Below are 26,968 nucleotides of genomic sequence, written 5' to 3'. Positions count from 1 at the left end.
CCTCATTCGCCGAAGCCGCTCGCGACCGACGCCCCTCAGGGCTCGCGGATGAACCCGTCGTCATCCTCACGCCGCTCCTGGTGCTTGAGGCTGTGGAACATCCGTCTCAGATCCCGGAAGCCGCCGATGGTGAACACCACCAGCACGACCACGGCCACGCCGGCGTACAACCAGATGTAGACGCGCCAGAAGCGCATCCAGCCCGTGTCCGTGGTGCCGTGCCACCAGTGCCAGAGCGAGCCGATGCCGAAGATGCCGCCCCAGAGGAAGGTCCAGGCATAGGTGGCGATGTAGAGGATCTTGTCCCGGCGGGTGAACTCCCGCCCCATGCCGAACACGCGCCACCAGAGCCCGGGCTGGCGCACCGCCGCGGCCGCGGCCGCCTCGTCGGCGTCGGCCCAGCGGCCCCGGTGCAGCAGGCGGTCCAGCTCCACGGCCGGGCGCCGGCCCAGCAGCGAGACCACAACATAGAGCAGGCTGCTGCAGACCATGGCCAGGGCCCAGAACTGCTGCCCGTTGATGGGGAAGTCGGGGTTCATTTGGCGGATGATGATGCCGCCCACGGCAATGCCCGAACCCGTCAGCATGGCGCTCCAGGCGCCGGCCGTGGTGCCGCGTTTCCAGTAGAGGCCGCCGATGATCACCGCGCCGGATCCGCCGGCGAAGATCGCCCCGGTGATGGCGAAGAACATGGCGATGTACTCGTAGGTGGGCGGGAACCACAGGCTGAAGCCGAAGATGAACACGGCCACGAAAAGGATCGAGAGGCGCAGGGCCAGGAAGTGCTGCTTGGGCGTGAAGGGCCGGCCGCGCAGGGGTAGGATCACGTCCTGCACGAGCATGCTGCCCCAGGAGTGCAGGTAGGTCTCGTCTGTGCTGATCTGGGCCGCCAGCATCAAGGCGGCGAAGGCCCCCAGCAGCCCCGCGGGCAGCAGGTTGGCCAGCACCAGCGGCACGCGCATCTGGTTGCGCACCGTGTCCGTGTCCAGCCCGGCCAGCGCGCTCTCCACCGTGCCGCGCAGCGCGGCGTAGGCCTCGTGGTGCATCACCGTGTAGGCCACGATGGGCAGCAGCAGCAGCGCCACGGACATGCCGTGCCCGCGCCAGGTGCCCAGCACGCCGCCCATCTTGGCCTCGTGCGCGCTCTTGGCGCTGGAGTTGTAGGCCGCGGTGCCCTGCCAGGACATGGCGCCGTAGATCACGCCGAACACGCCGATCAGGAAGTACCAGAAGTTGAAATCCTCCAGGTGCGAGGTGTGGAAGGGGTTGATCTTTGAGGCGTCCACCGGGGCCATGGCCAGGGCTTCCTGGATGTGCGTCCAGTTGATCTGGGTCATCACGAAGAGGATCAGCACCACGAAGACGATGTTGACGAACAGGCCCTGGAAGAAGTCGCTCACCATCACGGAGACCTGGCCGCCCAGGAAGACGAAGGTCACGGCGCAGCCCAGCAGCAGGCCCATCACCAGCGGATAGCTGGCCAGCTGCAGGCCCAGGAAACTGAAGTGCTCGGGCAGGCCGCAGAAGTGGATGAAGAAACGGGCGCCCACGCTGGGGAAGATGCCGAAGTTGATCAGCCCCGAGATGTAGGCCACCAGCCCGGCGAAGACGCGGAAGCGCCGGCTGTAGCGCATTTCGAAGAATTGCGGCAGCGTGAGGGCGCGGGTCTGGCGGAAGCGGTAGTTGACCCAGCCGCTGACGGTCAGGGCCAGGATCACCAGCCCCATGGTGAAGCCCCACCAGGTCTGGGTGAAGCCCGCCTGGTAGTTCATCTCCAGCATGTTGACCACGGTGATCGCCCCCAGCCCGGCGGCCCCGGCACTGACGGTGATCAGGTAGCGGCCGCCCGTGCGCCCGGCGGCGAGGAAGTCGGCCACGCTCTTCATGTGGCCTCGGCTCAGCAGCACGCTGACCAAGATCACCAGGAAGATGAAGAGCACGATGCTCCAGTCGTACCAGGCCAGATTCATGGGCGGGTCTCCAGCTTGCGGCGGCTCAGGCGGCCCCGTTCATCCACTTCCAGGAGCAGACCATCTGCCCGTTGTGTATGTGCCGTGAAACGGACACCTGCGGACCTCAGCACCACGGGAGTCCAGCCCGGCGCCGGAGTGAGCCCACGGCCCACCGGCGCATCCGAACAAATGCCGTGCTCCTCCAGCTCGCGGCGTTGGGCGTAATACACTTGCATCAGTGCCTCGCCGGCGGTCAGCTCGTCCAGCGTCCACTCCGGCGACTCCCCCGCGTCAGCAGCGGCCGGGCCCTGGAAGCGAAGCAGGCCCCAGCGCTCCGGGTAGTGCATGGCCACCAGCCCCTGGGGCGACCAGACCCAATTCTCTTCGGGCAGAGGCGTGCTCGTGACAGGATCCACCCGCTTGTGATACGCCCCGTCCACCACGTCCAAGTGCCATTCCACGCGCGAGAAGTTCAGACGCCAGGCATCCCCCGGACGGGGCGGGGCCGGGCGGCGGGCCGTCTCCTCGAGCACGGCCCAGGGCAGGGCCAGTTCCACGGTCCAGCCCTGGTCGCGGTCGGACGGGTTGTTCAGGGTGCCGTCCAGGGAGACGGCGGACTGCAGGCCGGGAATCTCCCAGCTGTCCACGGCGCAGCCGTCGTCGCGGTAGGGAGCCGTGAGCAGCAGGTCCCAGACCGTGCCCAGCGCGTTGATCTCCAGTTCGTAGTAGTGGTGATTGTCGCCGTCGGGATCGAGGAAGAGCTCGAAATCGTGCTCGTGGTAGACCACCATGTCGTGCCGATCGTAGGTCGCCCAGAGATCCGGTTCCTGCAGCTCGGCGGCCACGAAAAGATGAGTGGCATCCCAGAGCAGGCGCGCCCGCGCGCGCAGCGGCGGCGCCGGCCAATCGCCGCCGCGGATGTCCACGAAGTCCTCTGTCCAGGGCGCGGCCGCCCAGCAGGGCTCATCCGGCCGGCCGTCCACGCGGGGCGCCGTGTCCGTCCAGCGGCACTCGTAGCTCCGGGGCGCGAAGGGCGCCTCCGGCACGGGAAACTCCGCCCAGCCCGGGCTTGCGCCCAAGGCCAGCAGCAGGAGTCCGCGCGCTGGGTTCCAGCCGCTGCTCATGCCCCGTCCTCCCCTTGGTCGTGCCGCAGCACCAGCGCCTCCTCCCAGGCCTCCCGCGCCCGCGCCAGGGCGTCCGCCGGTCGGGCGCAGGCGGCGTCCCAGTGCAGGCTGAAGCGGAAGGAGTGGAAGCCGCCTAGTTCGGCGGCGAAATTCGTCTCCCAGTAGTTGGTCATCAGCCAGGCGTAGAGCGGACCCATGGGCGCGCAAGGCGGTTCAGCCAGTCGCCGCGGTCCGTGTTCCAGCGGTCCCAGTTGCAGCAGGTGTTGGTCGGGCATGCCTACCGCCAGGCCGCTCGCGCTGTCACACAGCGCATAGCCCGCCTGGACGCTGGTGTAGTCCAACAATGTGCCCGGCAACTGGTCGATGCCCGGCCGCAGCGGCCCGCCGGCCTTGTCCACCCAGAGTTCGCCCGCGGGGCGGGGCAGGCTGAAGTAGAGATTCTCCGCCTCCCAGCGGCTCTCCTTGTGCAGGCGCAGCTCCACGTCCAGACGCGGGGCGGCGTGATGCAGGCCCAGCACCAGCACGGCCCAGGAGCAGCCCGGCGCGTCCAACTCCACCTCCAGCTCCTCGAGCACGGGGCCGGATTCGCGCCTCAAGACGCGCTTCCAGCTGGATTCCCGCCGCTGAACGCCCGCGCCTTTGCGGTTGCGGCCCAGCACCGCCCGGCTGGAACAGGCCTCCTCGGGCAACCGGCAGGGCGTGAGTTCGTGCACCAGAGTGAACAGCGAACGCGCAGCGCCGAGCTCATGCAGCGCGTGGCCGTGGGAATCCCGGAGCGCGACGATTCCCTGCCCGGGATCCCACTCCAGCCGCCCATGCGCCGTGACAAGCGCGGACGCCGGGGCGGGCCAGTGCGGCGCCGCGGCATGGGCGGCCAGGTCCGCCACCCGGTCGGCGGGCAGGGCGGAGTCCGGTGCCAGACTGGCGAGCGGCCGGGGCGGAGCCGGGCGGAGTTCCAGCCGCGACTCACCTCCGGCGGGCAGTTCCAGCCAAACCAGGAAGCCCGCGGGCCTGCGCTGGCAGGGCAACTCGCGGCCGTCTTCGTCAACCAGCAACTGGGGCTGATCCAGGCCCAGCTCGTGCAGTTCGTGCCAGGCCACGGGCAGCAGGACGGGCCCGGCCCAGGCTGTATCACGGGGATTCAGGACGCGCCAGCCAGGCGGCAGGCCGGGCCGGGGCAGGGCGTCGCCCAGCGCGCGAGTCAGCTCGGCCAGGCGCCGGGCGCAGAGGTCCAGGGCCAGGGCGGACTGGGCCTCCTTGGCCGCGGCGATGCGCTGCACGGCCGGGTGCCAGGGCTGGGACACGCTGGCGGCGTGGCTGAAGGTGTGCTCGGCGAAGAGGCCCAGCCGGGTCTCCAGTTCCTGCTCCCAGGCGGGGTCGGCCGCTTGTGGGCCCAGGCAGCGGGCTGCCAGCCGGCAGAGGCGTCGCTCGCGCAGGGCCTGCCGGAAGCGGCTCACGGCGGCGGGAACGGAGGCCGCGCCGTCGGACCACCAATCCGGCCAGTCCCCGCGGTGGACGGGCCACTCGCCGCCGGCCGTCTCCAGCTCATGTCGCACGTCGTCCAGCGTGGCCAGCCGGATCTCGATCTCCGGCTCGCCCTCGCGCTCCCAGCGCGTCAGCTGGCCCAGGAGAGCGCCGGAGGGCGGACCGTTGTCCGTGCGCAGGCCGCTGATCATCAGCGGCGCGAAGTCCAGCGGATGGCCGGCGGCCTCCAGGGCGGCCAGGTAGCGGGGAATGCGGCGCCGGGCCACCGTCCAGGCGTCGCCGAAGATCTCCGCCGCCGTGCAGTCGTCCTTGATCAGGTAAGACGAGGTGGCGGCGGGAGCCAGGCCCAGCTCGTTGCCCAGGTGGTAGTGTTCGCCGTTGTAGACCAGCAGGCGCCCGCCCGCCGGGGCCTCCCACCAGAAGGGCTGGTGGCGACGGAAGAGCGGCGGCAGGCCGTGGTGGCCGTGCACGCAGCTGAACAGGAAGCGCACGCCGCTGTCGAGCAAGGACTGGGCCAGGCCCCAGGAGTGTCCGTTGATGTCCGCGGTCATGGCGCAGGGGACCGTCAGGCCGTGCGGGGCCGCCCAGCGGGCCGCCCGGCTGTGCAGCTCGTCCAGCAGTTCCTGGTCCGGCAGCTCGCTCAAGTTGAGCCAGGAGGCGGAGAGCCCGATGCGGCCTGCCCGGATCTGCTCCAGCAGCGCCGCGCGCTCGTCCGCGCTGGCCGTTTCCCAGAAGCGCTCCACGCCCCAGAAGCCCTCGCAGGTCCAGCGAAAGGCCGGATTCTCCCGGGCCAAGCAAATGGCCCGGCGCAGCCAGTCCCCCTGCCAGGCGGCCACCTGTCCCGGTGCCGCCGTGTAGCCCACATCCGTGTGCGTGTGGTGGACCAGCAGGAGGCGGCGGACGCGCCGGCGGCGGGGGGCGGCGGGCTCAGACATGGGTCGTTCCGGCCAGCCCGCGCCGCGCCCAGGCGGCGGCGCCCAACACGCCGGCGCGGTCGGGATCCAGTTCGCCACGCAGCAGCGTGTAGCTGTCCCGGAACGGCTCCAGCAGCAGCGGGGGCAACTGACGGCGGACGGGTTCCAGCAGCCACTCGCCGGCCCGCGTGATGCCGCCGCAGACCACGATCCGGCCCGGGCTGAGGATGTGGATGGCCGTGGCCAGGCCCCGGGCCAACCGCGCGCCGCTGAGTTCGAAGACCTGGGCCGCCCGCGGATCGCCGGCTTCGGCGGCCTGGTGCAGGGCCCGCGGGCTGGGCGCCTCGCCGGAGCGGCACCAAGGCTCGAGGGCCAGACCCAACTCCACGGCCGTGCGCAGCAGGCCGCCGGCGGAGACGTAGGTCTCCAGACAGCCCTCCAGGCCGCAATTGCAGGCCCGCCCGCCGGGCTCGATGCAGATGTGTCCCAGCTCGCCGGCGTGGCCGCTGGCCCCGTGCACCAGCTCGCCGCCGACGATCAGGCCGCTGCCCAGGCCCGTGCCCAGCGTGATCACCAGCACGTCGGAGGCGCCCCGGCCGGCCCCGTAGGTCCATTCGCCCAGCGCGGCGGCGTTGGCGTCGTTGGTCAGAAAGACCGGCAGGCCGCTGCGCCGGCGCAGCTCGCCCACCAGATCGACGGTGCCCCAGCAGATGTTGGGCGGCGACTCCACCCAGCCGGTGAGCGCGTTGGCGTTGGGCGCGCCCACGCCGATGGCCCGCGGAGGGCCCAGTTCCGGCCGGTGCCGGAGTCCCTCCTCCAAACACTGGAAAAGCCGGTCCAGCAACTGGGGCAGCGGCTGCTCGGCCCGGGTCTCCAGCCGTTCCTCCAGCTGCAGGCCGCCCTGCCCATCCACCAGTCCGAAGGGCGTGTTGGTGCCGCCGATGTCGATGCCCAGCACCAGGCCGGGGGATTCGTTCATGAGTGCCTTCTCCTACACAGGCTCGCAGGCGTCCAGCAGATCCTGGAGGCGGCCCTCGGCCAGCCCCACGCAGGTGTCCGCCGCGCCGTAATACAAGCGGAAGGGGGCCGCCAGGGAAGCCCGCCCCGCGGCATCCACGTCGACAGTCAGGCCGCTGGGAAAGACCACGTTGCCCACCTGGCCCACGCACTCCCACGGGCGGCGCGGCTCCAGGATGTTCAGCCGGCTGCGCCCCAGCACGCGCGCCGGATCTTCACGGTCCAGGAGCAGGACGCCCGCCTGGTAGATGTTGGCGGCGGCGAAATGGGTGGCCACGCCGTGGTAGACGCAGAGCCAGCCGGCCTCCGTCTCCACCGGCGGCGGGCCCGGGCCGATGAGTTCATCCCAGTAGTGGAAACGACCGCGGGCCACGCAGGCCACGGGCGTCCAATCCAGCAGGTCGCGGGAGCGCTCGAGCCAGATCTCGCTGCCGCTGGGGGGATCGCCGGGCCGTCCCGGGCGGTTGGGCCGCGTGAGACGCAGGGCCTCACCGGCCAGCCGACGCGGGAAGAGCACGCCGTTGCGCTGGTCGTCCGCGCCAGTCAGGCCCAGCCACTGCAGCTCGCCGAACTCCGGCCAGCGGCCCAGCAGCAGGCGGCAGCCCTCCTCCAGATCCACGGCGGCCAGCAGGTGGCAACAGCCGTCCAGCCAGCTCAGGCGCGGATCGTAGACATGGTGCAGCACGCGGCCGGGCAGCAAGTCGGCGGGAGGTGTCAGGTCCCGGGGCTCCACGCGGATGACGTGGCCGTCCCGGGTGCGGGCGGGCAGCAGGTGCGTGCGCCGGCCGCGGTCCTGCACGCGCAGCAGCAGGACGTCCTCGTCCCCGTGGCGCAGCGCGCCCGGGTTGAAGACGCTGCTCACGTCCATCAGATCAGGCTGAAATGCCGGAATGTCCCCGCGGGACAGGATGGGGGTCGGGTGGGTGCGCAGACTGGCCGCCATGCGATCTCCCGTGTGTCAGGGCCTGTCACAACCTAACAAGCCGCTCCCGCAATGCCGCCCCCGGCCGCGGTCCCGGCGCGCTTGTCCCGCTGCCCGGCGATCGGGAAGTTGCGGGCCGTCACTGGAGGTTCCCATGCACACGCGCCGCCTCATGACCGCCCGTCGGCTGGCCCTGGGCCTGCTGCTGTTCTTGACCACCGGAGCCGGGGCCGAGCCCCTGCGGGTGGTGACCCTCAACCTGCAGGGCATGCGGCCCGACAGCAACTGGCAGGTGCGCCTGTTCTTCATCGTGCAGCGGCTGGTGGAGCTGGACCCCGACGTGATTTGCCTGCAGGAGGTCTGCGAGACCCTGGACGGCGGCGGCGCGGACAACCAGGCCCGCAGCATCGCGCAAGCGCTGCAGGCCGCGCACGGCGGCGACTACACGTGGAGTTTCCAACCGACGCACGTGGGTTGGGAGTTGTTCAACGAGGGGGTGGGGTTGGTGAGCCGCCTGCCCGTGCTGGAGAGCGGGTACCAGTCCCTGACTCCGGGCACCTTTCCCCGCAAAGTGGTCTGGCACCGCCTGCAGGCGGAGGACGGCGAGCTGCAGGTCTTCTCCACGCACCTGGACCACCTTTCCGACGCCGTACGGCGGGTGCAGGCCGGCCAGGTGCAGGACTACGTGCTGGAGACGCTGGCCGCCCACCCGGGCAGCGCGGCCGTGCTGGGCGGCGATTTCAACGCCACCCCGGAGAGCGCGCCCATCCGGCTCTTCACCCAGGGCGATCCGGACAGCCTGTTCGCCGACGCCTGGGCCAGCCTGCATCCTGGCGAGAACGGCTGGACCATGCCCGCCGAGGCGCCCACGGCGCGCATCGATTACCTCTTCTCCCGACGGGAGGGCCAGCCTTGGCTGCCCGACAGCTGCCGGCGCGAGCTGACCACGCCCTACGACGGCACGCACTTCCCCTCGGACCACTTCGCCGTGCTGGCCGACTACACGCTGGAGTCCAGCGCGCTGGGCGGGGCGAACACGCGGCCCGGGCGGCCGGAACTGCTCGCCCCCTACCCCAATCCATTCAATCCCGCGCTGCGGATTCCCCTCGAGCTGGCGCGGCCGGGGGCGGCGCGCCTCTCCATCCACGACCTACTGGGGCGCGAGGTGGCCTGCCTGCACGAAGGCGGGCTGCCGGCCGGAATCCGGGAGATCGTCTGGTCGCCCGCCGGGCTGGCCGGAGGGTTGTACCTGGTCGTGCTGCGCCGGGAGACGGGCGTCGAGGCCCGGCGCGCCCTCTACCTGCCCTGAGTCCAGGCCTTGTCACACGGCGGAGGAGCCGTTCACCCCTTCAAGTGCAGTTCGCAGACCCGGCGGAAGTGCCGGCCGTAGATGGCCAGGGTCACGGCCATCTGCAGCGAGCGCGGTCGATGGAGCAGGGTCCACTGCAGCAGGCGCCAGTAGTGGAAGCGCTCCCGGCCCAGCACGCCCAGCCGCCAAAGGCTGCGCAGGAAGGCCGTGAGCCGGTCGCGGTCCAGCGGCGCGCGCACGCCGGCCGGGCGGTATTCGCGCAGGAAACCGCGGATCCGCGCGTAGTAGACCGAGGGCGTGTAGAGTCGGCGCATCAGGCTGAAGTAGCCCGCGCGCAGCAGGGAGAGATCCATCCGCGGCACGATGTTGGTGCCGCCGTCGGCGTTGTCGCCCCAGTCGCGCTCGGTCAGCCGGCCCTCGGCGCTCAGGCGCTCGTGCAGGCGCGTGCCGGGCGGCGCCTGCAGCAGGCCCACCATGGCCGTCACGATGCCGCTGCGCTGGATGAAGTCGAGCTGGCGCTTGAAGATCCCCGCCCCGTCGTGGTCGAAGCCGACAATGAAGCCGCCCTGGACCTGGAGCCCGGCGCGCTGGATGCGGCGCACGTCGGCGCCCAGGTCGCGGCCCAGGTTCTGGCGCTTGTGACACTCCGCCAGGCTCTCCTCCTCCGTGGTCTCCAGCCCGATGAACACCGCGTCGAAGCCGGCCTGGACCATCCCGCGCAACAGCTCCGGGTCGTCGGCCAGGTCGATGCTCACCTGGGTGTTGAAGGGCATGCCCCGGCGCGGCCGGCCGCCGGGCCCGGCGCGGCGCCAGTCCAGCAGCGCGGGAATCAGCTCCCGCTGCACGAGGGGCCGCTGTCCGATGAAGTTGTCGTCCACGAAGAACACGCCCTTGCGCCAGCCCATCTCCCAGAGCAGGTTCAGCTCCTGGAGCACCTGGGCCGTGGTTTTGCGGCGCGGATGGCGTCCCAGCAGGCCGGTGACGTTGCAGAAGTCGCAGTCGTAGGGACAGCCGCGGGTGACCTGGAGGCTGGCGGTCATGTAGTCCTCGAGCCGGGCCAGCTCCCAGAGCGGCACGGGCGACTGCGCCAGTTCGGCGCGGCCCACGGCCTCGTAGAGGTGGCGCGCCCGGCCGGCGGCCAGGTCGGCCAGGAAAGGCGGCAGGCTGAGCTCGGCCTCGCCCAGCACCAGGTGGTCCACCTCCGGCCAGCGCTCGGGCTCCATGGTGAAGAGCGGGCCGCCGGCCACCACGCGCAGGCCGGCCTCCCGGCAGTGGCGGATGGCCAGTTTGGCGGAGGGCCCCTGGACGCTCATCCCGCCGATGAAGACGGTCTCGGCCCAGGCCAGATCCTCCGCGCTCAGGCCGCGCACATTCAAGTCCACCAGGCGCTTGGGCCAAGCCGCGGGCAACAGGGCCGCCACGGTGAGCAGGCCCAGCGGCGGCAGGGCGGCCTTGCGCTTGGTGAAACTCAGGGCGTGCCGAAAGCTCCAGAAGGTGTCGGGGAATTCGGGGTTGATGAACAGACACTGCACGGTGGAGTCCCCTTTAGCCGACGCCACGTCCGAGACGGACGTTCCGGGCGGCCCCTGGGCGGTCCACGCCTTCGGTCCTGGGGAGCATTGGGGTTCGACAGGGCGGGAGGAAGGAGCGCAGGGACAAGGTGCGGCTGTGCCCTAGAAAGACCAAGTCATTTTTATGTGTTTGAAATCTGCATTGCGCTCAAATTGAATTCGGAAAGGCGGACCGGGGGCCCCGACCCTAGCCGCCGCTCCCGGCGCCAACCCCGACCAGCGGCCCGCGCTGCGTCTTGCAGCTACCAGGTCCGCGCCGCCTCCAGGTCGATCTCCAGCCGGCCCGCCACCAAGCGAGTGGGATCGCGCTGGCGGTCCAGCTCCTCCAGCAGAAGGCGCGCATCCGGCTCCAGCTGGCGGCGCAGGATCTCGCGCCCTTCCAGATAGACCGTCACCTCGCGGCCGAAGTCAATGACGCGGGGATCCAGCCAGAGCGCCACGCGGCCCGGGCCGGAGGCGCGCAGATCGAAGCGGTTGTCCGCCAGACTGGCCTCCACGCGCAATGAGGGACGCGTGCGGTCGTGCAGCCAGCCGAACTGCGGCGGGTTGAAGCGGTCGGAGAGGCGCAGGCGCCGGCCCTCCCGCAGGATCTCCAAGGTGAAGGAGTCGCCGGCCTGGAAGCGGCGCACGGCCTCCCGGAAGGTCGCCTCGCTCACCACCTTGTGCGCGCCCAGCGCCGTGATCGTGTCCCCGGCCCGCAGCCCGAGGCGCGCCGCGGGCAGCGTGGAATCCGCCATCACGGTCGCCACCCGGTAGCCTTTCCCCTGGAAGGATTCGTCCGGCTGGAAGCCCACCACCACTCGGTCGCTCACCGTGCGCGAATTCCAGTCCGTCCACTCGCCCGGAAAGCGCCCAGTCGTATCCACTGCCAGGATCTCCAGCCAGTCGCAGCGCACGGGGTCGGCGCCTTCCAGCGTGAGCCGCGGGCGCAGGGGATCGCGGCAGGCGCCGTCCAGGAAGGCGCCCATGCGCTCCTGCTCGGCCTCCCAATAGTCCGGGCGATGACCGTAGTCCGGGTAGCTGTGGAAGCGCAGGTCGGCGTCGGCCTCCCAGGCGGGCAGCAGATAGCCGTGGATGCGCGCCGCGGGGTAGAGCCCGTCCTGGCCGTTGTTGATGGCGTAGACGGGCCGGTTGCGCAGGTTGACGAAATAGGCCTGACGCCGGGGCTCGCCCCAGTTGTCGCAACCCGGGTGGCCGCACTGGGGCAGGAAGGCGGCGAAATCCGTGGGGTGGAACTGCGCCAGGAAGTACGAGCCGCTGCCGCCGTCGGAGAAGCCGGTGACGTAGACACGCTCGTGGTCCACGGCCAGCCGGCTCTTGAGCGTGCGCAGGATGCGCAGCAGGTGCCGCGCCCCGATCTCGTCCCACCAGGTGGCGCCCCGCTGGCCCGTGGGCACGACCAGGATCAGGCCCCGCTCCGTGGCCCACCGGCTCAGGTAGCCTTCCGGGAAGTCTCCGTCGCCCAGATCCAGCAGCTTCTCCCGTGACACGCCGCCGTGCAGGTCCAGCAGCAGGGGCGCTGGATGGTTGGGATCGTAGTCCGCCGGCAGGCGATAGAAGAAGTGCCGGCTCACGCCGTCCTGGCAGACCAGCGTGTCACGAATCCACACGCTCCGTTCCGGCGCCTGACCCGGGTGCCAGGCCCGGGCGGCGGCGGCCAGCTCGCGCCAGTCCGGCAGCGCCTCGGGCAGGAGGAAGCGGCCCACCGGCGCGGCCATCAGCTCCGCCACCAACTCTGTGGCAGCGGGCCCCGGGAGGGAAACTCCGCCAGCAGCTCCCGCACCCCGAACCAGCAGCAGGACGAGTCCCGCCAGCGCGACGCTCGCAACCCGCCTGAGCAAGCTGAACCCCGGATCGCGTTTGGCTGCCATGATTCATCCCTCCTGATCCATGGGGTCCAATGGGCGCTGCAGCTCCAGGCCGGCAGCGGGTGGTGGAAGCGGCTCTCCGGCTGGCTACTCGCCGGCCGGCACGGGCAGGAAGTCCAGGCTGTAGGCCGCGGCGGCCGTCGTCTTGCCGCCGGGGACCACGCCGCACTCCTCCAGTTGGGCGAGCAGCTCGTCCCAGCGCGCGGCACTCATGCGGCCGATGCTCTCCGGCCTTGAACCTGCCGGCAGCACCAGCGGACGCAGGGCTTCCAGTCCGCCCGCCAGCACGTCGGGGGTCATCTCGGGATTGAGTTCCTGCAGGCGGCGCTGGGTCGCGGCGGGATCCCGCAGATACTGCTGCCAGCCGCGGATGGAGGCCGCCACCACCCGGCGCACGAGGTCGGGCCGCGTGCGCGCCAGCTCGTCGGTGCAGAACAGCGTGCTGGTGTAGGGGTTGAAGCCGATCTCCGAGAGCAGCAGGCTGCGCGGCCGGGCGCCCTCGCGCCGCGCCAGCAGGGGCTCGCTGAACACGTAGCCCTGCTGGCCGTAGTTCTTGTCCACCAGGAAACGCGCCACGCTGCCCGGGTAGGGCACCACGGTCACACCCGTCAGCGGCACGCGGCGCAGCAGGTAGTGGTAGAAGGGGTTCTGGGGCGACATGGCCAGGGTCAGGTCACGCAGGTCCTCCAGCCGCGTGATGCCGGATTCCTCGTGGACCATGATGCAGCGCGGACTCACCTGGATGGGTGCCAGCACGCTCTGCACGGGCACGCCCGCCGCGCGGCCGATCAGGATCAGGTCGGCGTTCTCCACGCCGAAGGTCACCTGGCCCGCGGCCACCTGCTGGAGCAGCGGCACGTCCGGTCCGCCGGGCAGGATCTCCACGTCCAGGCCCGCCTCCTGGTAGTAGCCGTGCACCAGGGCCGCGTAGAAACCGCCGTGCTCGGGCTCCGGAAACCAGTTCAGCGCGATGCGGACGTGGTCGCGCCCGCCCGCCGGCTGTGGCTGGCCGCAGCCCGCCAGGCCGATCAGGGCGCAGGCCGCCAGCGCGCCCGTCCAGCGTCTCAGGGTGTGAGTCATCGTTCCTCCTGCCATTTGCGCAACACGGTGTCGCCCACCCGGCCCACCGACCAGAAGATCACCAGGCCCAGGCCGGCGGAAGCCAGCACGCAGGCGAAGAGGTACTCGGTCTTGAGTTGTCCGGAGGTCAGGGTGATCAGGTAGCCCAGCCCCTGGCGGCCCGAACCGTAGCCCGCGAAGAACTCGCCGACGATGGCGCCGATCACCGACAGGCCGCTGGAGATCCGCGCCGCCGCGACCAGATAGGGCACGGCGTGCGGCAGGCGCAGGCGCAAAAGCACCTGCAGGCGCGAGGCCCGGTAGAGGCGGAACAGGTCGAGCAGCGCGGGGTCCACGCGCAATAGGCCCGCCGTGCCGTTGGTGATCACCGGAAACAGGCTGATGATGAAGGAGACCAGCACGACGCTGCCCATGCCGGTGCCGAACCAGATGATGATCAGTGGCGCGACGGCGACGATGGGGACGGTCTGCAGGAAGATGGCGTAGGGATAGCAGCCGCGGCGCAGGGTCTCCGACTGGGAGAAGAGCAGGGCGATGAGCAGGCCCAGGGACATGCTGAGCAGGAAGCCGCCCGCCGCCGCCAGCGCGGTCCAGGCCGTGGCGCCGAGCAGTGCGGGCGCGTGCCGGAAGGCCGCCAGCGCCACCTGGTGCGGGGCGGGCAGCAGATACGCGGGCGGTTGGAAGCTCGCCACCAGGCCCTCCCAGAGGAGCAGGCCTCCCGCGAGCACGAGGAGCGGAGGCAGCCAGCGCCGCTTCACGCGGAGGCCTCGCGCAGCGCCTGGCTGATGGCGCCGCCCAGCCGCGCGAACTCCGGCTGGGCCCGCAGTCCGGCCGCGCGCGGATAGGGGAAGGGGATCTCGAAGGTGGCGGCCACGCGGCCCGGGCGGGCGCTCAGGACGTGGACGCGCTGGCTGAGGAAGACCGCCTCGAGCACGTTGTGGGTGACGAACAGGCTGGTCCAACGTTCGCGCTCCCAGAGGACCAGCAGGTCCTCGTTCAGGCGCTGGCGCGTGATCTCATCGAGGGCGGCGAAGGGTTCGTCCTGCAGAAGCAGGCGGGGCTGCGTGGCCAGGGCGCGGGCCAGCGAGGCCCGCATCTGCATGCCGCCGGAGAGCTGGCGCGGGTAGTGGTCGGCGAAGCCCGCCAGGCCCACCAGACGCAACAGGTCCTCCGCGGGTCGTGGCCCGCCGTGCCCCAGCCGCCGGGGCAGGGCCACGTTCTCGGCGATGGTGCACCAGGGCAGCAGCGTGGGAAACTGGAACACGAAGGCCAGCCCCGCGTCCGGCACTTCAAGGCTTCCGGAGCTGGCGGCCTGCAGCCCGGCGGCCACGCGCAGGAGCGTCGACTTGCCGCAGCCCGAGGGGCCGACCAGCGAGACGAACTCACCGGCCTGCAGCTCCAGGTCCAGGCCCTCCAGCGCGCAGGTGCCGTCGGGGAAGCGCACGGCCAACTGCCGCGCCACGATCCGCCCCCCGGACGGGCCAGTGGATCGGGTGCTGGGGGGGTCGGCCGCTGTGCCAGGGAATGCCGGATTCATGGCGCTGAAGATAGTGGCTGCCGCCCAGCCTTCCGCCCATCGGGGACGTGCGCGGACGGTTGCCAATTCAACGCGACTCTAACACAAGGGAGGCTTCTTGCGGGCAACCGAGCGGAGAAGCCATGAAGAAGCAGCAAGACGACGGCCGGTACATTCCCAAGGAACTGAGCTGGCTGGCCTTCAACCAGCGGGTGTTGCAGGAAGCGCGCAATCCACGGGTTCCGCTGGTGGAGCGCCTGCGCTTCCTGGGCATCGCTTCGAGCAACATGGACGAGTTCTTCCGCGTGAAGGTGGCGGCTCTGAAACGCCTGACGCGCCTGGGCACGAAGGCCGTCAAGCTGGTGGGCCACGACCCGGGAGCGGTGCTGGAGCTGGTGCGCCAGCGCGTGCTCGAGCTGAACCAGGAGTACGACGAGGTCTTCCAGGGCGTGCTGGAGGAGCTGGGCCGGGCCGGCATCCGGCTGGTGGGCCACGAAGACCTCGATTCCGCCCAGGCCGACTTCGTGCGCGAGCATTTCCGGCGCCAGGTCCGCTCCGAGCTGAGCCCCATGCTGCTGGGACGGCGCGGACGGCTGGTGGAGCTGGACGAACGCAAGGTCTACCTGGCGGTGCGGGTGCTGGAAGGCCCGCGGGGCCGCGTGAGACACGGCCTCATCGACCTGCCGGCGCACCTGCCGCGCTTCCTGGTCCTGCCGGGCAGCGGGCGCACGCGCCAGGTGATCCTGCTGGACGACATCGTCCGCTTGATGCTGCCGGAGGTCTTCGCCCTGTTCCAGCCCGAGCGTGCCGAGGCCTGGGCCTTCAAGATCACGCGCGACGCGGAACTGGACGTGGAGGACGACCTGGCCCTGAGCTACAGCGCCAAGCTGGCGGCCAGCCTCAAGAAGCGCGCCCACGGCGCCACCGTCCGTTTCCTTTATGACGGCGCCATGCCCAGGGGCCTGCTCGACTTGCTGGTGATCAAGTTGGGCATCAGCCGGCGGGACGCGCTTCTGCCGGGTGGCCGTATCCACAAGCGCAGCGACTTTCTGGGCTTTCCCCAGATGGGCGGCCGCCGCCTGCACTATCCGCCGTCCCTGGTCACCCACCATCGGGATCTGCCCGCCGACGGCTCCCTGCTGGCCGCCATCCGCCGCCGCGACGTGCTCCTGCACGTGCCCTACAACCCTTTCAGCCAGTTCGTCGACCTGCTGCGCGAGGCGGCCCTGGATCCCAAGGTGACGGCCATCCGCATGACCCTCTACCGCGTCGCCCGCTCCTCCGACGTGGTCCGCGCGCTGGTCTCGGCGCGGCGCAACGGCAAGCAGGTGACGGCCGTGGTGGAGCTCCAGGCCCGATTCAATGAGCAGGACAACCTGCGCTGGGCCGAGAAACTGCGCGACGAGGGAGTGGACGTGGTCTTTGGCGTGCCCGGCCTCAAGGTGCACAGCAAGCTCCTGCTGATCGAACGCAGCGAGGGAAAGGAGCGGCGCTTGTATGCCGGCGTGGGAACTGGAAACTTCAACGAGGACACGGCGGCGGTCTTCGAGGACATGCTCCTGCTGACAGCCGACCCGCGCATCACGCGCGAGGTGGCGCAGCTCTTCGCCTATTTCCACAAGACCTACCTGCAAGTGCAGTTCAGCCACCTGCTCGTCAGTCCCTGGACAGCCCGGGAGCGCCTGGAGAAGCTCATCAAGCAGGAGAGTGCGCGGGCCTCTGCCGGGCAGCCGGCGCGCATCGACATCAAGATGAACAACCTGGCCGACCACCGCCTGATTGACCGGCTCTACGGCGCCGCCGCGGCGGGAGTGGCTGTGCGCCTCAACGTGCGGGGCATGTTCGCCCTGAAGCCCGATGGAACGCAGCAGGATGGCTGCATCCAGGCCATGGCGATCATCGATCGCTATCTGGAACACAGCCGCGTGATCCGCATCGACCATCCCAAGAAGCCCGTGGTCTATCTGGGCAGCGGCGACATGCTGCCGCGCAATCTGGATCGCCGGGTGGAGGTGTTCGCACCGGTCTACGATCCCGGCATCTGCGCCTACCTGGGCCAGGTGATGGACCTGTACTGGGAGGATCGGGGATCCGCGCGGGAGTACGACGACCAGCAGTCCAACGTGCGACGGCACCCGACCGGCGACGGACCGCGCGTACAGGTGGAGATCGCCCGACTCAATCAGGTGCTGCACAGCAGGCAGGAGACATCCTCATGACCAACCAGGAAGCGCAGGAGCCCGGCTGGCGCGTGGCCGCCATCGACGTGGGCTCGAACGCCCTGCGCCTGCTCTTCATGCAGGTGCTGCTGCAGAAGCGCGCGACGGTCTTCCGTAAAGTCTCGCTGATTCGCATGCCGCTGCGCCTGGGGCTGGAGGCCTTCTCCACGCACCGCCTGCAGCCGGCCACCGTGGATCGATTGGTGTTGGCCCTGAGCGGATTCCGCCAGCTCATCCAGGCCTGGGAGCCGGTCAGCTGGCGGGGCTGCGCCACGGCCTCCCTGCGCAGCATCGAGAACGGACCGGAGGTCCTGCGGCGCATCGAGCAGGAGGCCGGCGTCGAGCTGGAGATCATCAGCGGCCAGCGGGAGGCCGAGCTGCTCCTGCGCAACCAGCCGCTGGATTGGCACCCGGAGACGGAAGCCTACCTCTACGTGGACGTGGGCGGCGGCTCCACGGAACTGACCTTGCTGCGCGGCGGAAAGGTGGTCGCCAGCCAGTCCTGGCCCCTGGGCACCGTGCGCCTCCTGCTGGGCGAAGTGGATCCCCGGGCCTGGGTGCAGATGTCCAACTGGCTGGCCGGCTGCTGCAAGGGCCTGACCCCGGTCTGCGTAGGCAGCGGCGGCAACATCAACAAGCTGGCCAGCCTGCTGCGGCGCGCGGAGACGGAACCCATCAAGGCCGAGCAGGTGCGCGGCATGTTGGAGAAAGTCGAGCCCATGTCCGTCGAGCAGCGCGTGCTGAAACTGGGCTTGCGGCCGGATCGCGCGGACGTCTTCCCCCACGCCCTGCGCATCTACCTGCAGTGCATGGAAGCCGCCGGCGCCCGGATCATCCTGGCGCCGCGGATGGGACTGGCGGACGCGTTGGTGCGGGAGGCCTGGCAGGAATGGCGCGACGCGGAAGCCGGCCAAGCGAAACGGAAGACGATCCGCGCCTAGGCGCCTGAAGTGACCCGCCAATCAGTCAGCAGGTACATCCGCGTGCCAGGGGAGGGATAGCGCCTTCGCGCCGACAAGTCATTCCTTGTCCCATGGTGTCACAGCGAAGCCGCAGGTCTCAATGGAAAGGCCTGCTACTCGCAGGCCTGATGGATTCCGTTTCATGCACATGTTCATGCGCATGAAACAGTGCGAGACGACGCCGGCGCGGCCCATCACCCCCGCACAGAACTGGATTCCCGGCACGCCGACGTGAATCCCTAAGGAAGGGCCCGCTAAGCGCGGGCCTGACGGATTCCTCTCCGTCCCACGAAAAAGGCCCGCTGGTGCGGGCCTTTTTCGTGGGACGGAGAGGGAGGGATTCGAACCCTCGAACGGGGTTAACCGTTACTCACTTAGCAGGCGAGCGCATTCGACCACTCTGCCACCTCTCCATGGATGTGCGCGCCCAATGGAGGAACCGGAGGAAGGGGGACTCGAACCCCCAAGGGCCGAAGCCCGGCGGTTTTCAAGACCGCTGCCTTACCAGTTAGGTCTATTCCTCCATCGGAAGCGCAACAGTTTAGCCACTGGCGGGAAGGAAATCAAGGCTGGACCGGTGCGGGCAGTGGCCGGTGGCGTCCAGTGGGGGTGATTCGCGCCAAACGGCCGGCCGACCCAGGTCCGTCCCCCCAGGGCCGCCGTGGCTGGGAAGGGGCGGCCTCCGTTGTTAGGTTGCAGGCGTGAAGGATCTTCGCCCATGCTGATCACCTGGATGCTCTGGCTGTCGTCGGCCCTGTTGCTGCTCTGGCAGGCGGCCCGCTGGTGGCGCGGGCTGCGCCGCCTTCAGGCCGGCCCGGGCCCGGGGGGTCCGTCGGCGGGCGGGGCGATCTCTCCACCTGAGGGCGTCGACTGGGTGCTGGTGGCGGCGCGGGACGAGGCCGAGCGGCTGCCGGCGCTGGCCCGGGCGCTGGAGCGGCAGACGGCGCCCCTCCGGCTGGTGCTGGTGGACGACGGCTCCCGGGACGGCACGGCCGAGCTGGCCGAGCGCTTGTTCGCCCACTGGCCCGGCGCGCGGATCCTCCGCCAACCGGCGACCGGCAAGCTGGCCGCGCTGCAGGGCGGGCTCGCGCAGATCTTGGCCCAGGCCAGCCCCGCGGATCGCGTCTGCTTCACCGACGCCGACTGCCGGCCCGCCGCGGGCTGGCTGGCCGCCCACCGGGCCGCCCACGTGCGCGGCGCCGGACTGGTCTGCGGGCACGTGCGCATCCTGCCGGAGGGCGCGGCCGGATTGAGCCGCGCGCGGCGCTTCGAGAACACCGTCAGCAGCCTGCAGTGCGCGCTGGGCTGCGCGCTGGGCAACCCGGGCTACGCGCGGGGCGGCAACTGGTCCACGCGCGCGGAACTCCTGCGGCAGGCCGGCGCCCTGGACGGCCTGGAACACCTGGGCAGCGGCGACGACGTCCATCTGGTGCGTCGGCTGCTGCGCTGCGGCGCGCGCGCGCAGTTCCTGCTGGACCCCCAGGCGGAGGTCGAGACGACGGAGAGCGTCCGGCCGCTCGACCTGCGGCGCCAGGCCCGCCGGCGCTACGGCAAGCTGCGCGACCTGGCCCTGGGCGAGCGCGCCCGCCAGCTGGGGCTGTTCGGCGCGCTGGCCGTGCAACTGGCGCTGCTGGCGCTCTGGCTGCCCGATCCGCGGCCCCGCCTGGCGCTGCCGCTGGGCCTGCTGGGTCTGCTGACGCTGGCCGCCCGCGCGCTGCTGGTCCGCGGCCTACAGCTGCTGGGCGAGCCTGAACTGGCCGCGCGGCCGCTGGCCTCCGCCCTGGGTCTGGCCCTGCACGCCCTGTGTCACACGGGCCTGGGCCTCCTGCGCGGCTACGAGTGGAAACCCGCCCCGGCGGCGTTCCCACCGGACGGGGAACGGGAAAGGAAGGCATGAACGAGTCCCTTTTGTTCTTGCGGCACACGCTGACCCTGCGCCGCTGCTGGAACGTGCTCAAGAGCTACGGCAGCTACGGCCTCTCCGTGCTGCTGCGGCGGCCCGTGGTCTGGGGCCTGCCGCCGGTCTTCATGGTGGAGCCCACCAACGCCTGCAACCTCAAGTGCCCGCTTTGCCCCACGGGCGCGGGCACGCTCAAGCGGCCCACGCGCTTCCTGGAGCTGGCCGTCTACAAGAAGCTGGTGGACGAGCTGGCGCGGGATTCCTTCATGGTCCTGCTCTGGAACCAGGGGGAGAGCTTCCTGCACCCGGACTTCCTGGAGATGGTCCGGCACGCCTCGTCTCAGGGGCTCTGGACCTACGGCTCCACCAACGGCCACTACCTGGAGGATCCCGAGGCCCTGGTGCGGAGCGGGCTGGGAACGCTGCTGGTCTCCGTGGACGGCGCCAGCGCCGCCACCTACGAGGCCTACCGGCGCAGCGGCAACTTCGAGCTGGTGGTGGAAGGACTGACGCGCCTGATGGAGACCAAGCACCGGCTGGGCAGCGCCACGCCCGTGGTGCATCTGCAGTTCATCGTGATGAAGCACAACGAGCACGAGATCCCCGAGATCGACCGGCTGGCCCGGGCCTGCGGCGTGGACCGCCTGACGCTGAAGACCGTGCAGATTTACGACGACGGCGACATCGACGTCTGGCTGCCCGACGACCCGGCCGTGCGCCGCTACCAGGTGGTGGAGGGCGGCGAAGGCCGCCACTTCGCCATGAAGCACGGCTATCCCGACCGCTGCAAGCGGCTCTGGAATCAGCCCGTGCTCAACGCCGGCTCGGAGATCGCGGTCTGCTGTTTCGACAAGGACAGCGACTTCGCCATGGGACGCCTGTCGGAGACGGACTTCCGCTCCATCTGGACCAGCCGGCCCTACATGGCCTTCCGGCGGGCCGTGTTCAAGAAGCGCAGCCAGTTCGAGATGTGCCGCAACTGCGGCGAGGGCGTGAAGCTCACCATCCAGCAGCGCGACCTGAGCGTGGACCTGCGCCGCCCGCTGGCCGACAGCCTGGGCCGGCGCGGCTGGACGCTGCCCTCGCCAGAGGAGATCGAACGCCGCCTGCAGGCCGCCCGGGCCAGCCGCCCGCGCGAGGCGGGCGACAAGGAGAGCCGGCGCGAAGGTCGCAGCGGCGTGGCGGGCATGTCCCTGGGCCAGGGCCCGCGGCCCATCGAGGACCTCCAGGAACGGGATCCGGCATGAGCTCGCGGCGCACGCTCCTGCTGTTGCTGAAGGCGCTGGCCGCGGTCGCGCTGTGCGGCTGGCTACTGGGGCGCCTGGACCTGGAACGCCTGCGCGAGACCCTGCTGCACGTGTCACGGCCCCACCTCTGGGCCGCCCTGGCCCTGCTGCCCGCCAACCTGGGTTTTCAGGCGCTCAAGTGGGGCCTGCTGGTGCGCACCCAGCGGCCGGACGCGGGCGCGGGCCTGATCTTCCGCTCCTTCCTGGGTGGACTGGCGCTGGGCACGGTCACGCCGGGCCGGGTGGGCGAGCACGCCCGGGCCGCCTGTTTCGCCGGCAACACCACCGAGCTGACCGCCCTCTCGCTGCTGGACAAGTTCAGCTCCGCCGCCGTGACCAGCCTGTTCGGCGCCCTGGGCCTGCTGGCGCTGCCGCGCTGGGACCTCAGCCTGTTCGGGCGGGCCGCGCCCCTGGTGCTGGCCGTGCTGGGCGCCTACGCCGCGGCCGTGCTGCTCTGGACCCTGACCGGACTGGCCCTGCTGCTGGCCCCGGCGCGGGTCACCGGCCTGCTGGCCCGCTGGCGCTGGCTGGCGAAGAACCTGCGCTTCCAGCGCGTGCACGCCGCCATGGCCGCCGTGAGCCGGCCCCGCCGCGCCGCCGTGCTGGCCGCGGCCCTGGCCTTTTACGCCACCTTCATCCTGCAGTTCAGCCTGCTGGCGCGCGGCTTGGGACTTGCCTCGCCGCTGGTTCCGGCAGCGGCCGCCGGCACCATGTTCCTGAAGAGCCTGTTTCCCGTCAGCCTGGGCGATCTGGGCGTGCGCGAGCTCTTCGCCGCCAACCTCTTCGAGAGCCTGGGCGGAGCGCCGGAGCGCGCGGTGGGCGCGGCCTTCCTGCTCTTCCTGATCAACATGGGCCTGCCCTCGCTGCTCGGCGGCTGGTTCGCCCCCGCGCCCCGGGTCCGCCCTCCGCGGGGGTCCGCGTGAACCCGCTCGGCCTGCTCCTGCTGCCCCTGCCGGCGGCCTATGCGGCCTTCGTCTGGCGGCTGGGCAGCGCTCTGGCCGACCCGCGGGAACGGTTGGAGGGTCCCGTCACAGCCCGGTCGCCGGGCGCCGACTCCGCCCCGTCCAACTCCCCTGCCGGCATCAGCGTGCTGATCGCGGCGCGGAACGAGGAGGCCTGGTTGGGGGCCACCCTGCGCGCGCTGCGGGACCAGACCCTGGCGCCCGCGCGCTGGGAGATTCTGGTGGTGGACGACGGCAGCCGGGACGGCACGGCGCGCGTAGCAGAAGGGGCCCTGGCCGACTTGGCGGCGGCGGGCATTCGTGGACGCCTGCTGAGCGCGCCGCCACCGGGGGGCAAGAAGCGCGCGCTGGATCTGGCCCAGCGGGCGGCGTGTCACGACTGGGTCGCCGTGCTGGACGCGGATTCGCGCCCGGCCGCCGGCTGGCTGGCCTGTCTGGTGGAGCAGCTGCGCCCCGACCTGGGCCTGCTGGCCGGCCCCGTGGTCTTCGAAGGACAAGGCCGCTTCGCGCGCCGGGTGCGGCTGGAATACGCCGGCGTGCTGGGCGCAGGCCTGGCCAGTTTCGCGCTGGGCCGCCCGCTCTACGCCAGCGGGGCCAACCTGTGCTGGCGGCGCGCGGCCTTCGAGGAGGCGGGCGGCTACCGCGGGCTGGAAGAGATCGCCAGCGCCGACGACACCCTGCTCATCCAGCGCCTGAGTCGGTACACGACCTGGCGGCTCGCCGCCCTGCTGGATCCCCGGGCGCGGGTGAGCAGCCGGGCGCCCGCCACCCTGCGGGCCTTCTGGCGGCAGCGCGTGCGCTGGACCTCCACGGAGCGCCACTTCCCCGACAAGGGCGCGCTGGCCGCCGCCGCGGGTCTCTACCTGGTGTTCCTGACCTGCGCGCTGGCGCCCCTGGCCGCCGGCTGCGGGTGGATCGGCGGCGGATTGGCCGGGCTGCTGCTGGCCCTCAAGCTGCTGCCCGACCTCCGGCTGGTGCGGCGGGCCGCCCGGCGGCTGGGCGTGGAGTGGCGCTGGGGGGATTTCGCCGTAGTCTGGCCGGGCCAGTTGGCCTACGGCCTGCTGGCGCCCTGGTTCGGCACGCTGGGCCGCGTGCGCTGGAAGGAGTCGGCGTGATGGATTGGCTGCACCGGACGCCCCCCTGGCGACCGCCCTGGCACGGCGGCCTGTGGCGCCTGCCCGCCGGGCTGGACCGGCTAGGCGGCTGCGGGCGCGTGCTGCTCAGTTTCGACGACGGACCCGCTCCGTCCACGGCGCGCATCGCCGAGGTCCTGCAGGCCCAGGAGGCGCGGGCCCTGTTCTTCCTGCTGGGCGAGCGGCTGCCCGGGGATCCACAGCCCGCCACTCCGCAACAGGCCGAGGCCGGGCGGATCACGCGCGAGCTGCTGCGGGCCGGCCATCTGCCCGCCGTCCACGGGCTGGTCCACCGGCGCCAGGCCTGGCGTCCGGCCACGGCCGTGACCCGGGACTTCTCCCGGGCCGCCGAACGCATCCAGGCCGCCTGCGGATTCGCCCCGCGGCAGATGCGGCCGCCCTACGGCTCCTGGGGACCCTGGCTGCGCCACGTGCCCCGGCGCCTGGACCTGCAGCTGGTCTTTTGGAGCTTCAATCCTTACGACTACCGGCCCCGGGATCCGCGCGAGCTGGCCCGGCTGGCCGGCGAGGGCGTGCGGGGCGGCGACATCCTGCTGCTGCACTGCACGGGCGCGGGCCAGGAGATGACCCGCGCGGCGCTGCCCGAGCTGCTGGCCCGGCTGCGGGACCGCGGCCTGGCGACCCTGGATCCCCTCTGTCTGCTGGAGACCGGCCATGACTGACCTGCTGCTGCTGCCCGAAGGTTGGCAACGTCTGCTGGTTCCCGTGGTGGGTGCGGGAATCCTGGCCCTGCTCTGGGCGCGGCGCCGCTGGCTGGCCGATCTGGAGGACTGCCGGATCCGGACGCAGGACTCCGGCGGCCTGGCTGACGGGGACCCGGCGGGCGGCATCCGGCGCAGCCTGTTCATCGTGGCCCGCAACGAGGCGCCGCGGCTGCCCGGCCTGCTGCAGGACCTGGAGGGGCTGCTGGACCAGGACGGCGGCTTGGAGATCCTGCTGGCGGACGACCAGTCCAGCGATGACACGCGCCGCCTGCTGCAGGACTTCTGTGACACACAGCCCCGCGCCCGGCTTCTCGAGCGCGCCGACATCCGCGGCAAGGCCGCCTGGCTGCGCCGCGCGGTGCCGCTGGGCCAGGGGGACCTGCTGCTGTTCAGTGACGCCGACTGCCGCCTGTCCCGGCACTGGAGCCTGGCGCTGGAGGAGCTGTTGAACCGGGAAGGTCTGGAGGCGGCGGGCGGACCCGTCCTGCTGCTGCCCGTGACCTCCGGCGACCGGGCGGCCCGCTGGCAGCGCCTGCACTGGATCCTGCTTTCGGGAGTGGGGGCCGCGCTCTCCGCGCGCAACGCCGGCAGCCAGCGGCCCACGACGCCCTCGCTCTGGGGCGGCAACCTGGCCGTGAGGCGGCGGGCCGTGGAGGCCCTGGGCGGCTACGCGGCCTGCTCCACGGGCAACCGCAACGAGGATCTGGAACTGACCCGCCGACTGGCGCAGGCCGGCCAGCCCGTCGCCCTGCGCCTCTGGCCCCGGGCCTTGCGCGTGCGCACGCACCCCGTGGACTGGGCGGGCAGCGCGCGCCAGCTGGCCCGCTGGGCCGCCGGACTGGGTCGCCTCTCCCCCGGCCCCCGTCTGCTGGCCCTGGCCGTCCCGCTCTGGCTGGGCGCCCTGCTGCTGGTCCTGCTGCTGAAACCGCTGTTGGGCCTCTTGCTCCTGCTGATGGCGGGCCAGGCCCTGGGGGCCCTGCTCAGCGGGCTGGCAGCCTGCCTGGAGGAAGAGGGGGCGGGACCGGGGGAGAGCGCCGAGTACCTGCTGCTGCTGCCCGCCTTGGGGCTGCTGGCCGCTTGGGCATTCGCAAGCGGCGGCGCCCGGCGGGGATCCCGCGCATGAGTCTGTCCCGCTGGCCCCGGCCCGTGCCGGCCTACGCCGAGCTGCACTACGCCCCGCTGGGTCGGCGACTCTCGCGGGTCTGGCAGCCCTGGCCCGAACTCTACCTCGACCTGCCCTGGCGGGTGACCCGGGGCACCCCCCTGCCCCTCCTGCTGGCCTGGGCGGACGGCCAGCGCTTCCCCGTGCGCTTGCGCGAGCTGGACCTGCTGCTCTGCAGCCCCACGGGGCAGCTCCGGCGGCAGCACGTGGAGCTGGATCTGCGCGTGGTGAGCCCGGTGGGCGGAGCCATTCTCGCCCAGCTGGAGCTGGAGGAGCCGGGCTATTGGGAGATCTGGGGCGACGTGAGTCTGGAACGCCTGCCCGGCCCGACGGGAGCGACGGGCCAGCGCCTGCGCTTCCGCAACCACCTCGCGCCCGGCCTGCCCGAGGAACCGCTGCGCGTGCGGGTGGACGAGCAGGCGCTGCCCCGCCTGCCCGGGATGGTCCAGGGTGATCCGCACGTGCACAGTTCGGCCACCCGCGACATGGTGGAGTTCGGCCCGCCCCCCGAGCTGCTGCGCGCCGCCGCCGTCGCGCTGGAGCTGGACTGGTTCGCCCTCACCGACCACAGCTACGACCTGGACGACGCGCCGGACGACTGGGCGCGCCAGGATCCCGCCCTGCCGGTCTGGCACGCGCAGCAGGAGTGGATCCGGCAGGCCAACGCCACGCCCGGGCCCTTTGTGGTCAGCGGCGAGGAGTGCTCCGTGGGCGGACTGGGCGGCGGCGTGCTGCACCTGCTGCTCCTGGAGCCGCCGCGCTTCTTCCACGGCTCCGCCGACGGCGGCGAATCCTGGCGGCCCCGGCGGCCGGAGTGGCGCCTGCCCGAGCTGCTGGAGGAGCTGGCCGGCCAGCCCTGCCTGCCCGTCTCGGCCCACACGGCCGAGCAGCCGGGGCGCGCCGAGCGCTGGCTGCTGCGCCGCCGGGCCTGGTCTCCCCGCGAAATGGCCCTGGTGCCGGCCCAGCAGATCCTCTCCGGCGGGACCGGCGCGGACTTCCGCCGGGGCCGGGCCCGGTGGTTGGAGCTGCTGCGGACGGGACAGCCCAGCGCCGTGCTGGCCGGCTCGGACAGCCACGGTTCCTTCAGTCTGGGCCGCCAATTGACGGCGCCCCTGTGGCGCGTCGGCTGGGATCGCGAACGGCAGTTCGGCGGCCTTCGCAGCAGCGTGCTGCTCCCGGGGGGCGCGCTCAAGCCGCCCGGGGACACCGCCGGCGATCCGCGGGCGGGCCTGCTGCTGGCGGAACTGCGGGCAGGGCGCACGCTGCTGGGAAACGGTCCGCTGCTCTGGTTCGAGGATGCTGCAGGAACTCCACGGCTGGGCGGCCTGATGGAGCGCACGGGTGCCCTGCGGCTGCGGGCCGTCCTGCCCGCGGCCTGCGGGCCGCGCGCCCAGGTGCGGGCCTGGGCGGGCAACGGGCAGGGCGAACAACTACTTGCCGAGTGGGAGGGGGCCGCCGGCGAGTGGGAGCAGGCCTTTGCCGATCCCTGGTCCGGCCGAGCATGGCTGCGCGCCGAAGTGGCGATGGCCGACGGCTTCGCCATGACCAACGCCCTGCGTCCCGCGGGGTAAGCCCGCTGTTGTCAGATCTGGCACGGGAACCGGCCAGGGCTGGCATTCCGTCCGGGCCGACCCGCCAGACAGGCGCCTGGGTTAGAGGGAAGGGATTGCCGGTCTTTCAGATCCCTGCGGCCTTGGTCCCGGAGAGTTTCCGGCATCGGGCTTGCATGCAACCGGCCAGAACCCTTGAACTCCACGCACCGCACGCGGAGGCACACACGCACAACCGGCCTGTCCCCCAGGCCGGTTTCTTGTGCAGGCCCGAATCCTGTTCTGACGAATCATCACCAGGCCGACACCCG

20 protein-coding genes and 2 tRNA genes are annotated in these 26,968 nt (G+C 71.5%); 10 read left to right on the top strand and 12 right to left on the bottom strand.

Going from position 1 to position 26,968, the window contains the following annotated elements:
- Positions 1–35: 35 nt before the first annotated feature.
- The 5 genes from WC326_00490 to WC326_00470 are packed head-to-tail and all read right to left on the bottom strand — an operon-like array spanning position 36 to position 7,435.
- A complete protein-coding gene (locus tag WC326_00490) occupies positions 36–1,970 on the bottom strand; it encodes a sodium:solute symporter family protein (protein ID MFA7329526.1) in 1,935 nt (644 codons plus the stop codon).
- Positions 1,967–3,076: a carbohydrate-binding family 9-like protein gene (locus WC326_00485; GenBank protein MFA7329525.1), complete on the bottom strand. Its 1,110-nt coding sequence runs from the start codon at positions 3,074–3,076 to the stop codon at positions 1,967–1,969. The genes WC326_00490 and WC326_00485 overlap by 4 nt, the downstream gene beginning before the upstream one ends.
- Positions 3,073–5,496 carry a hypothetical protein gene (locus WC326_00480; protein MFA7329524.1) on the bottom strand — a complete coding sequence of 808 codons (2,424 nt, stop codon included), beginning with the start codon at positions 5,494–5,496 and terminating at the stop codon, positions 3,073–3,075. Before WC326_00480 ends, WC326_00485 begins: the two co-directional genes overlap by 4 nt.
- A complete protein-coding gene (locus tag WC326_00475; protein ID MFA7329523.1) occupies positions 5,489–6,454 on the bottom strand; it encodes an ROK family protein in 966 nt (321 codons plus the stop codon). The genes WC326_00480 and WC326_00475 overlap by 8 nt, the downstream gene beginning before the upstream one ends.
- A gap of 12 nt (positions 6,455–6,466) precedes the next feature.
- The gene (locus WC326_00470) at positions 6,467–7,435 is read right to left on the bottom strand and encodes a glycosidase (protein ID MFA7329522.1); all 969 of its coding nucleotides are present in this window, start codon (positions 7,433–7,435) and stop codon (positions 6,467–6,469) included.
- Positions 7,436–7,568: 133 nt separating this feature from the next.
- On the opposite strand from WC326_00470, the gene WC326_00465 reads away from it, so the two are divergent.
- Positions 7,569–8,723: an endonuclease/exonuclease/phosphatase family protein gene (locus tag WC326_00465; GenBank protein MFA7329521.1), complete on the top strand. Its 1,155-nt coding sequence runs from the start codon at positions 7,569–7,571 to the stop codon at positions 8,721–8,723.
- Positions 8,724–8,755: 32 nt separating this feature from the next.
- On the opposite strand, the gene WC326_00460 is transcribed toward WC326_00465, so the two are convergent.
- From WC326_00460 to WC326_00440, 5 genes are all read right to left on the bottom strand, one after another.
- Entirely contained in the window at positions 8,756–10,255 is a 1,500-nt protein-coding gene (locus tag WC326_00460; GenBank protein ID MFA7329520.1) for a DUF4070 domain-containing protein, read from the bottom strand.
- A 281-nt stretch (positions 10,256–10,536) separates the two neighbouring features.
- Positions 10,537–12,165 carry a PDZ domain-containing protein gene (locus WC326_00455; GenBank protein ID MFA7329519.1) on the bottom strand — a complete coding sequence of 543 codons (1,629 nt, stop codon included), beginning with the start codon at positions 12,163–12,165 and terminating at the stop codon, positions 10,537–10,539.
- An 84-nt stretch (positions 12,166–12,249) separates the two neighbouring features.
- Entirely contained in the window at positions 12,250–13,242 is a 993-nt protein-coding gene (locus WC326_00450) for an ABC transporter substrate-binding protein (GenBank protein ID MFA7329518.1), read from the bottom strand.
- Positions 13,239–14,000, bottom strand: coding sequence for an ABC transporter permease (locus WC326_00445; GenBank protein ID MFA7329517.1), 762 nt, complete (start codon positions 13,998–14,000; stop codon positions 13,239–13,241). Before WC326_00445 ends, WC326_00450 begins: the two co-directional genes overlap by 4 nt.
- Positions 13,997–14,704, bottom strand: a complete 708-nt coding sequence (locus WC326_00440) for an ABC transporter ATP-binding protein (protein ID MFA7329516.1) — start codon at positions 14,702–14,704, stop codon at positions 13,997–13,999. Before WC326_00440 ends, WC326_00445 begins: the two co-directional genes overlap by 4 nt.
- A gap of 197 nt (positions 14,705–14,901) precedes the next feature.
- On the opposite strand from WC326_00440, the gene ppk1 reads away from it, so the two are divergent.
- Both ppk1 and WC326_00430 read left to right on the top strand, forming a co-directional pair.
- Complete coding sequence (gene ppk1, locus WC326_00435; protein MFA7329515.1) at positions 14,902–16,977, top strand: polyphosphate kinase 1; 2,076 nt, start codon at positions 14,902–14,904, stop codon at positions 16,975–16,977.
- Positions 16,974–17,918, top strand: a complete 945-nt coding sequence (locus WC326_00430; GenBank protein MFA7329514.1) for an exopolyphosphatase — start codon at positions 16,974–16,976, stop codon at positions 17,916–17,918. Before ppk1 ends, WC326_00430 begins: the two co-directional genes overlap by 4 nt.
- A 347-nt stretch (positions 17,919–18,265) precedes the next feature.
- Here WC326_00430 and WC326_00425 read toward each other — a convergent pair.
- Both WC326_00425 and WC326_00420 read right to left on the bottom strand, forming a co-directional pair.
- A tRNA-Ser gene (locus WC326_00425) sits at positions 18,266–18,352 on the bottom strand.
- Positions 18,353–18,379: 27 nt separating this feature from the next.
- A tRNA-Ser gene (locus WC326_00420) sits at positions 18,380–18,463 on the bottom strand.
- Between the two features lie 194 nt (positions 18,464–18,657).
- Here WC326_00420 and WC326_00415 point away from each other — a divergent pair.
- From WC326_00415 to WC326_00385, 7 genes are read left to right on the top strand one after another with little or no spacing between them, the layout of a single operon-like run.
- The gene (locus WC326_00415; GenBank protein ID MFA7329513.1) at positions 18,658–19,836 is read left to right on the top strand and encodes a glycosyltransferase; all 1,179 of its coding nucleotides are present in this window, start codon (positions 18,658–18,660) and stop codon (positions 19,834–19,836) included.
- Positions 19,833–21,086: a radical SAM protein gene (locus WC326_00410; protein ID MFA7329512.1), complete on the top strand. Its 1,254-nt coding sequence runs from the start codon at positions 19,833–19,835 to the stop codon at positions 21,084–21,086. Before WC326_00415 ends, WC326_00410 begins: the two co-directional genes overlap by 4 nt.
- Positions 21,083–22,048: a lysylphosphatidylglycerol synthase domain-containing protein gene (locus WC326_00405; protein MFA7329511.1), complete on the top strand. Its 966-nt coding sequence runs from the start codon at positions 21,083–21,085 to the stop codon at positions 22,046–22,048. Before WC326_00410 ends, WC326_00405 begins: the two co-directional genes overlap by 4 nt.
- Positions 22,045–23,202 (top strand): glycosyltransferase, encoded by a 1,158-nt coding sequence (locus tag WC326_00400; GenBank protein ID MFA7329510.1) that lies wholly within the window; start codon positions 22,045–22,047, stop codon positions 23,200–23,202. Before WC326_00405 ends, WC326_00400 begins: the two co-directional genes overlap by 4 nt.
- Complete coding sequence (locus tag WC326_00395; protein ID MFA7329509.1) at positions 23,202–23,903, top strand: polysaccharide deacetylase family protein; 702 nt, start codon at positions 23,202–23,204, stop codon at positions 23,901–23,903. Before WC326_00400 ends, WC326_00395 begins: the two co-directional genes overlap by 1 nt.
- Entirely contained in the window at positions 23,896–25,068 is a 1,173-nt protein-coding gene (locus WC326_00390) for a glycosyltransferase (protein MFA7329508.1), read from the top strand. Before WC326_00395 ends, WC326_00390 begins: the two co-directional genes overlap by 8 nt.
- On the top strand, positions 25,065–26,678 hold the full coding sequence (locus tag WC326_00385; GenBank protein ID MFA7329507.1) for a hypothetical protein: 1,614 nt from the start codon (positions 25,065–25,067) through the stop codon (positions 26,676–26,678). The genes WC326_00390 and WC326_00385 overlap by 4 nt, the downstream gene beginning before the upstream one ends.
- Positions 26,679–26,968: the final 290 nt, after the last annotated feature.

The organism is Candidatus Delongbacteria bacterium, from assembly GCA_041675285.1.
In the GTDB taxonomy this organism is placed as follows: domain Bacteria; phylum CAIWAD01; class CAIWAD01; order CAIWAD01; family CAIWAD01; genus CAIWAD01.
Note: the sequence above shows the minus strand (reverse complement) of the source record. Positions and strands in the feature narration are given on the sequence as shown.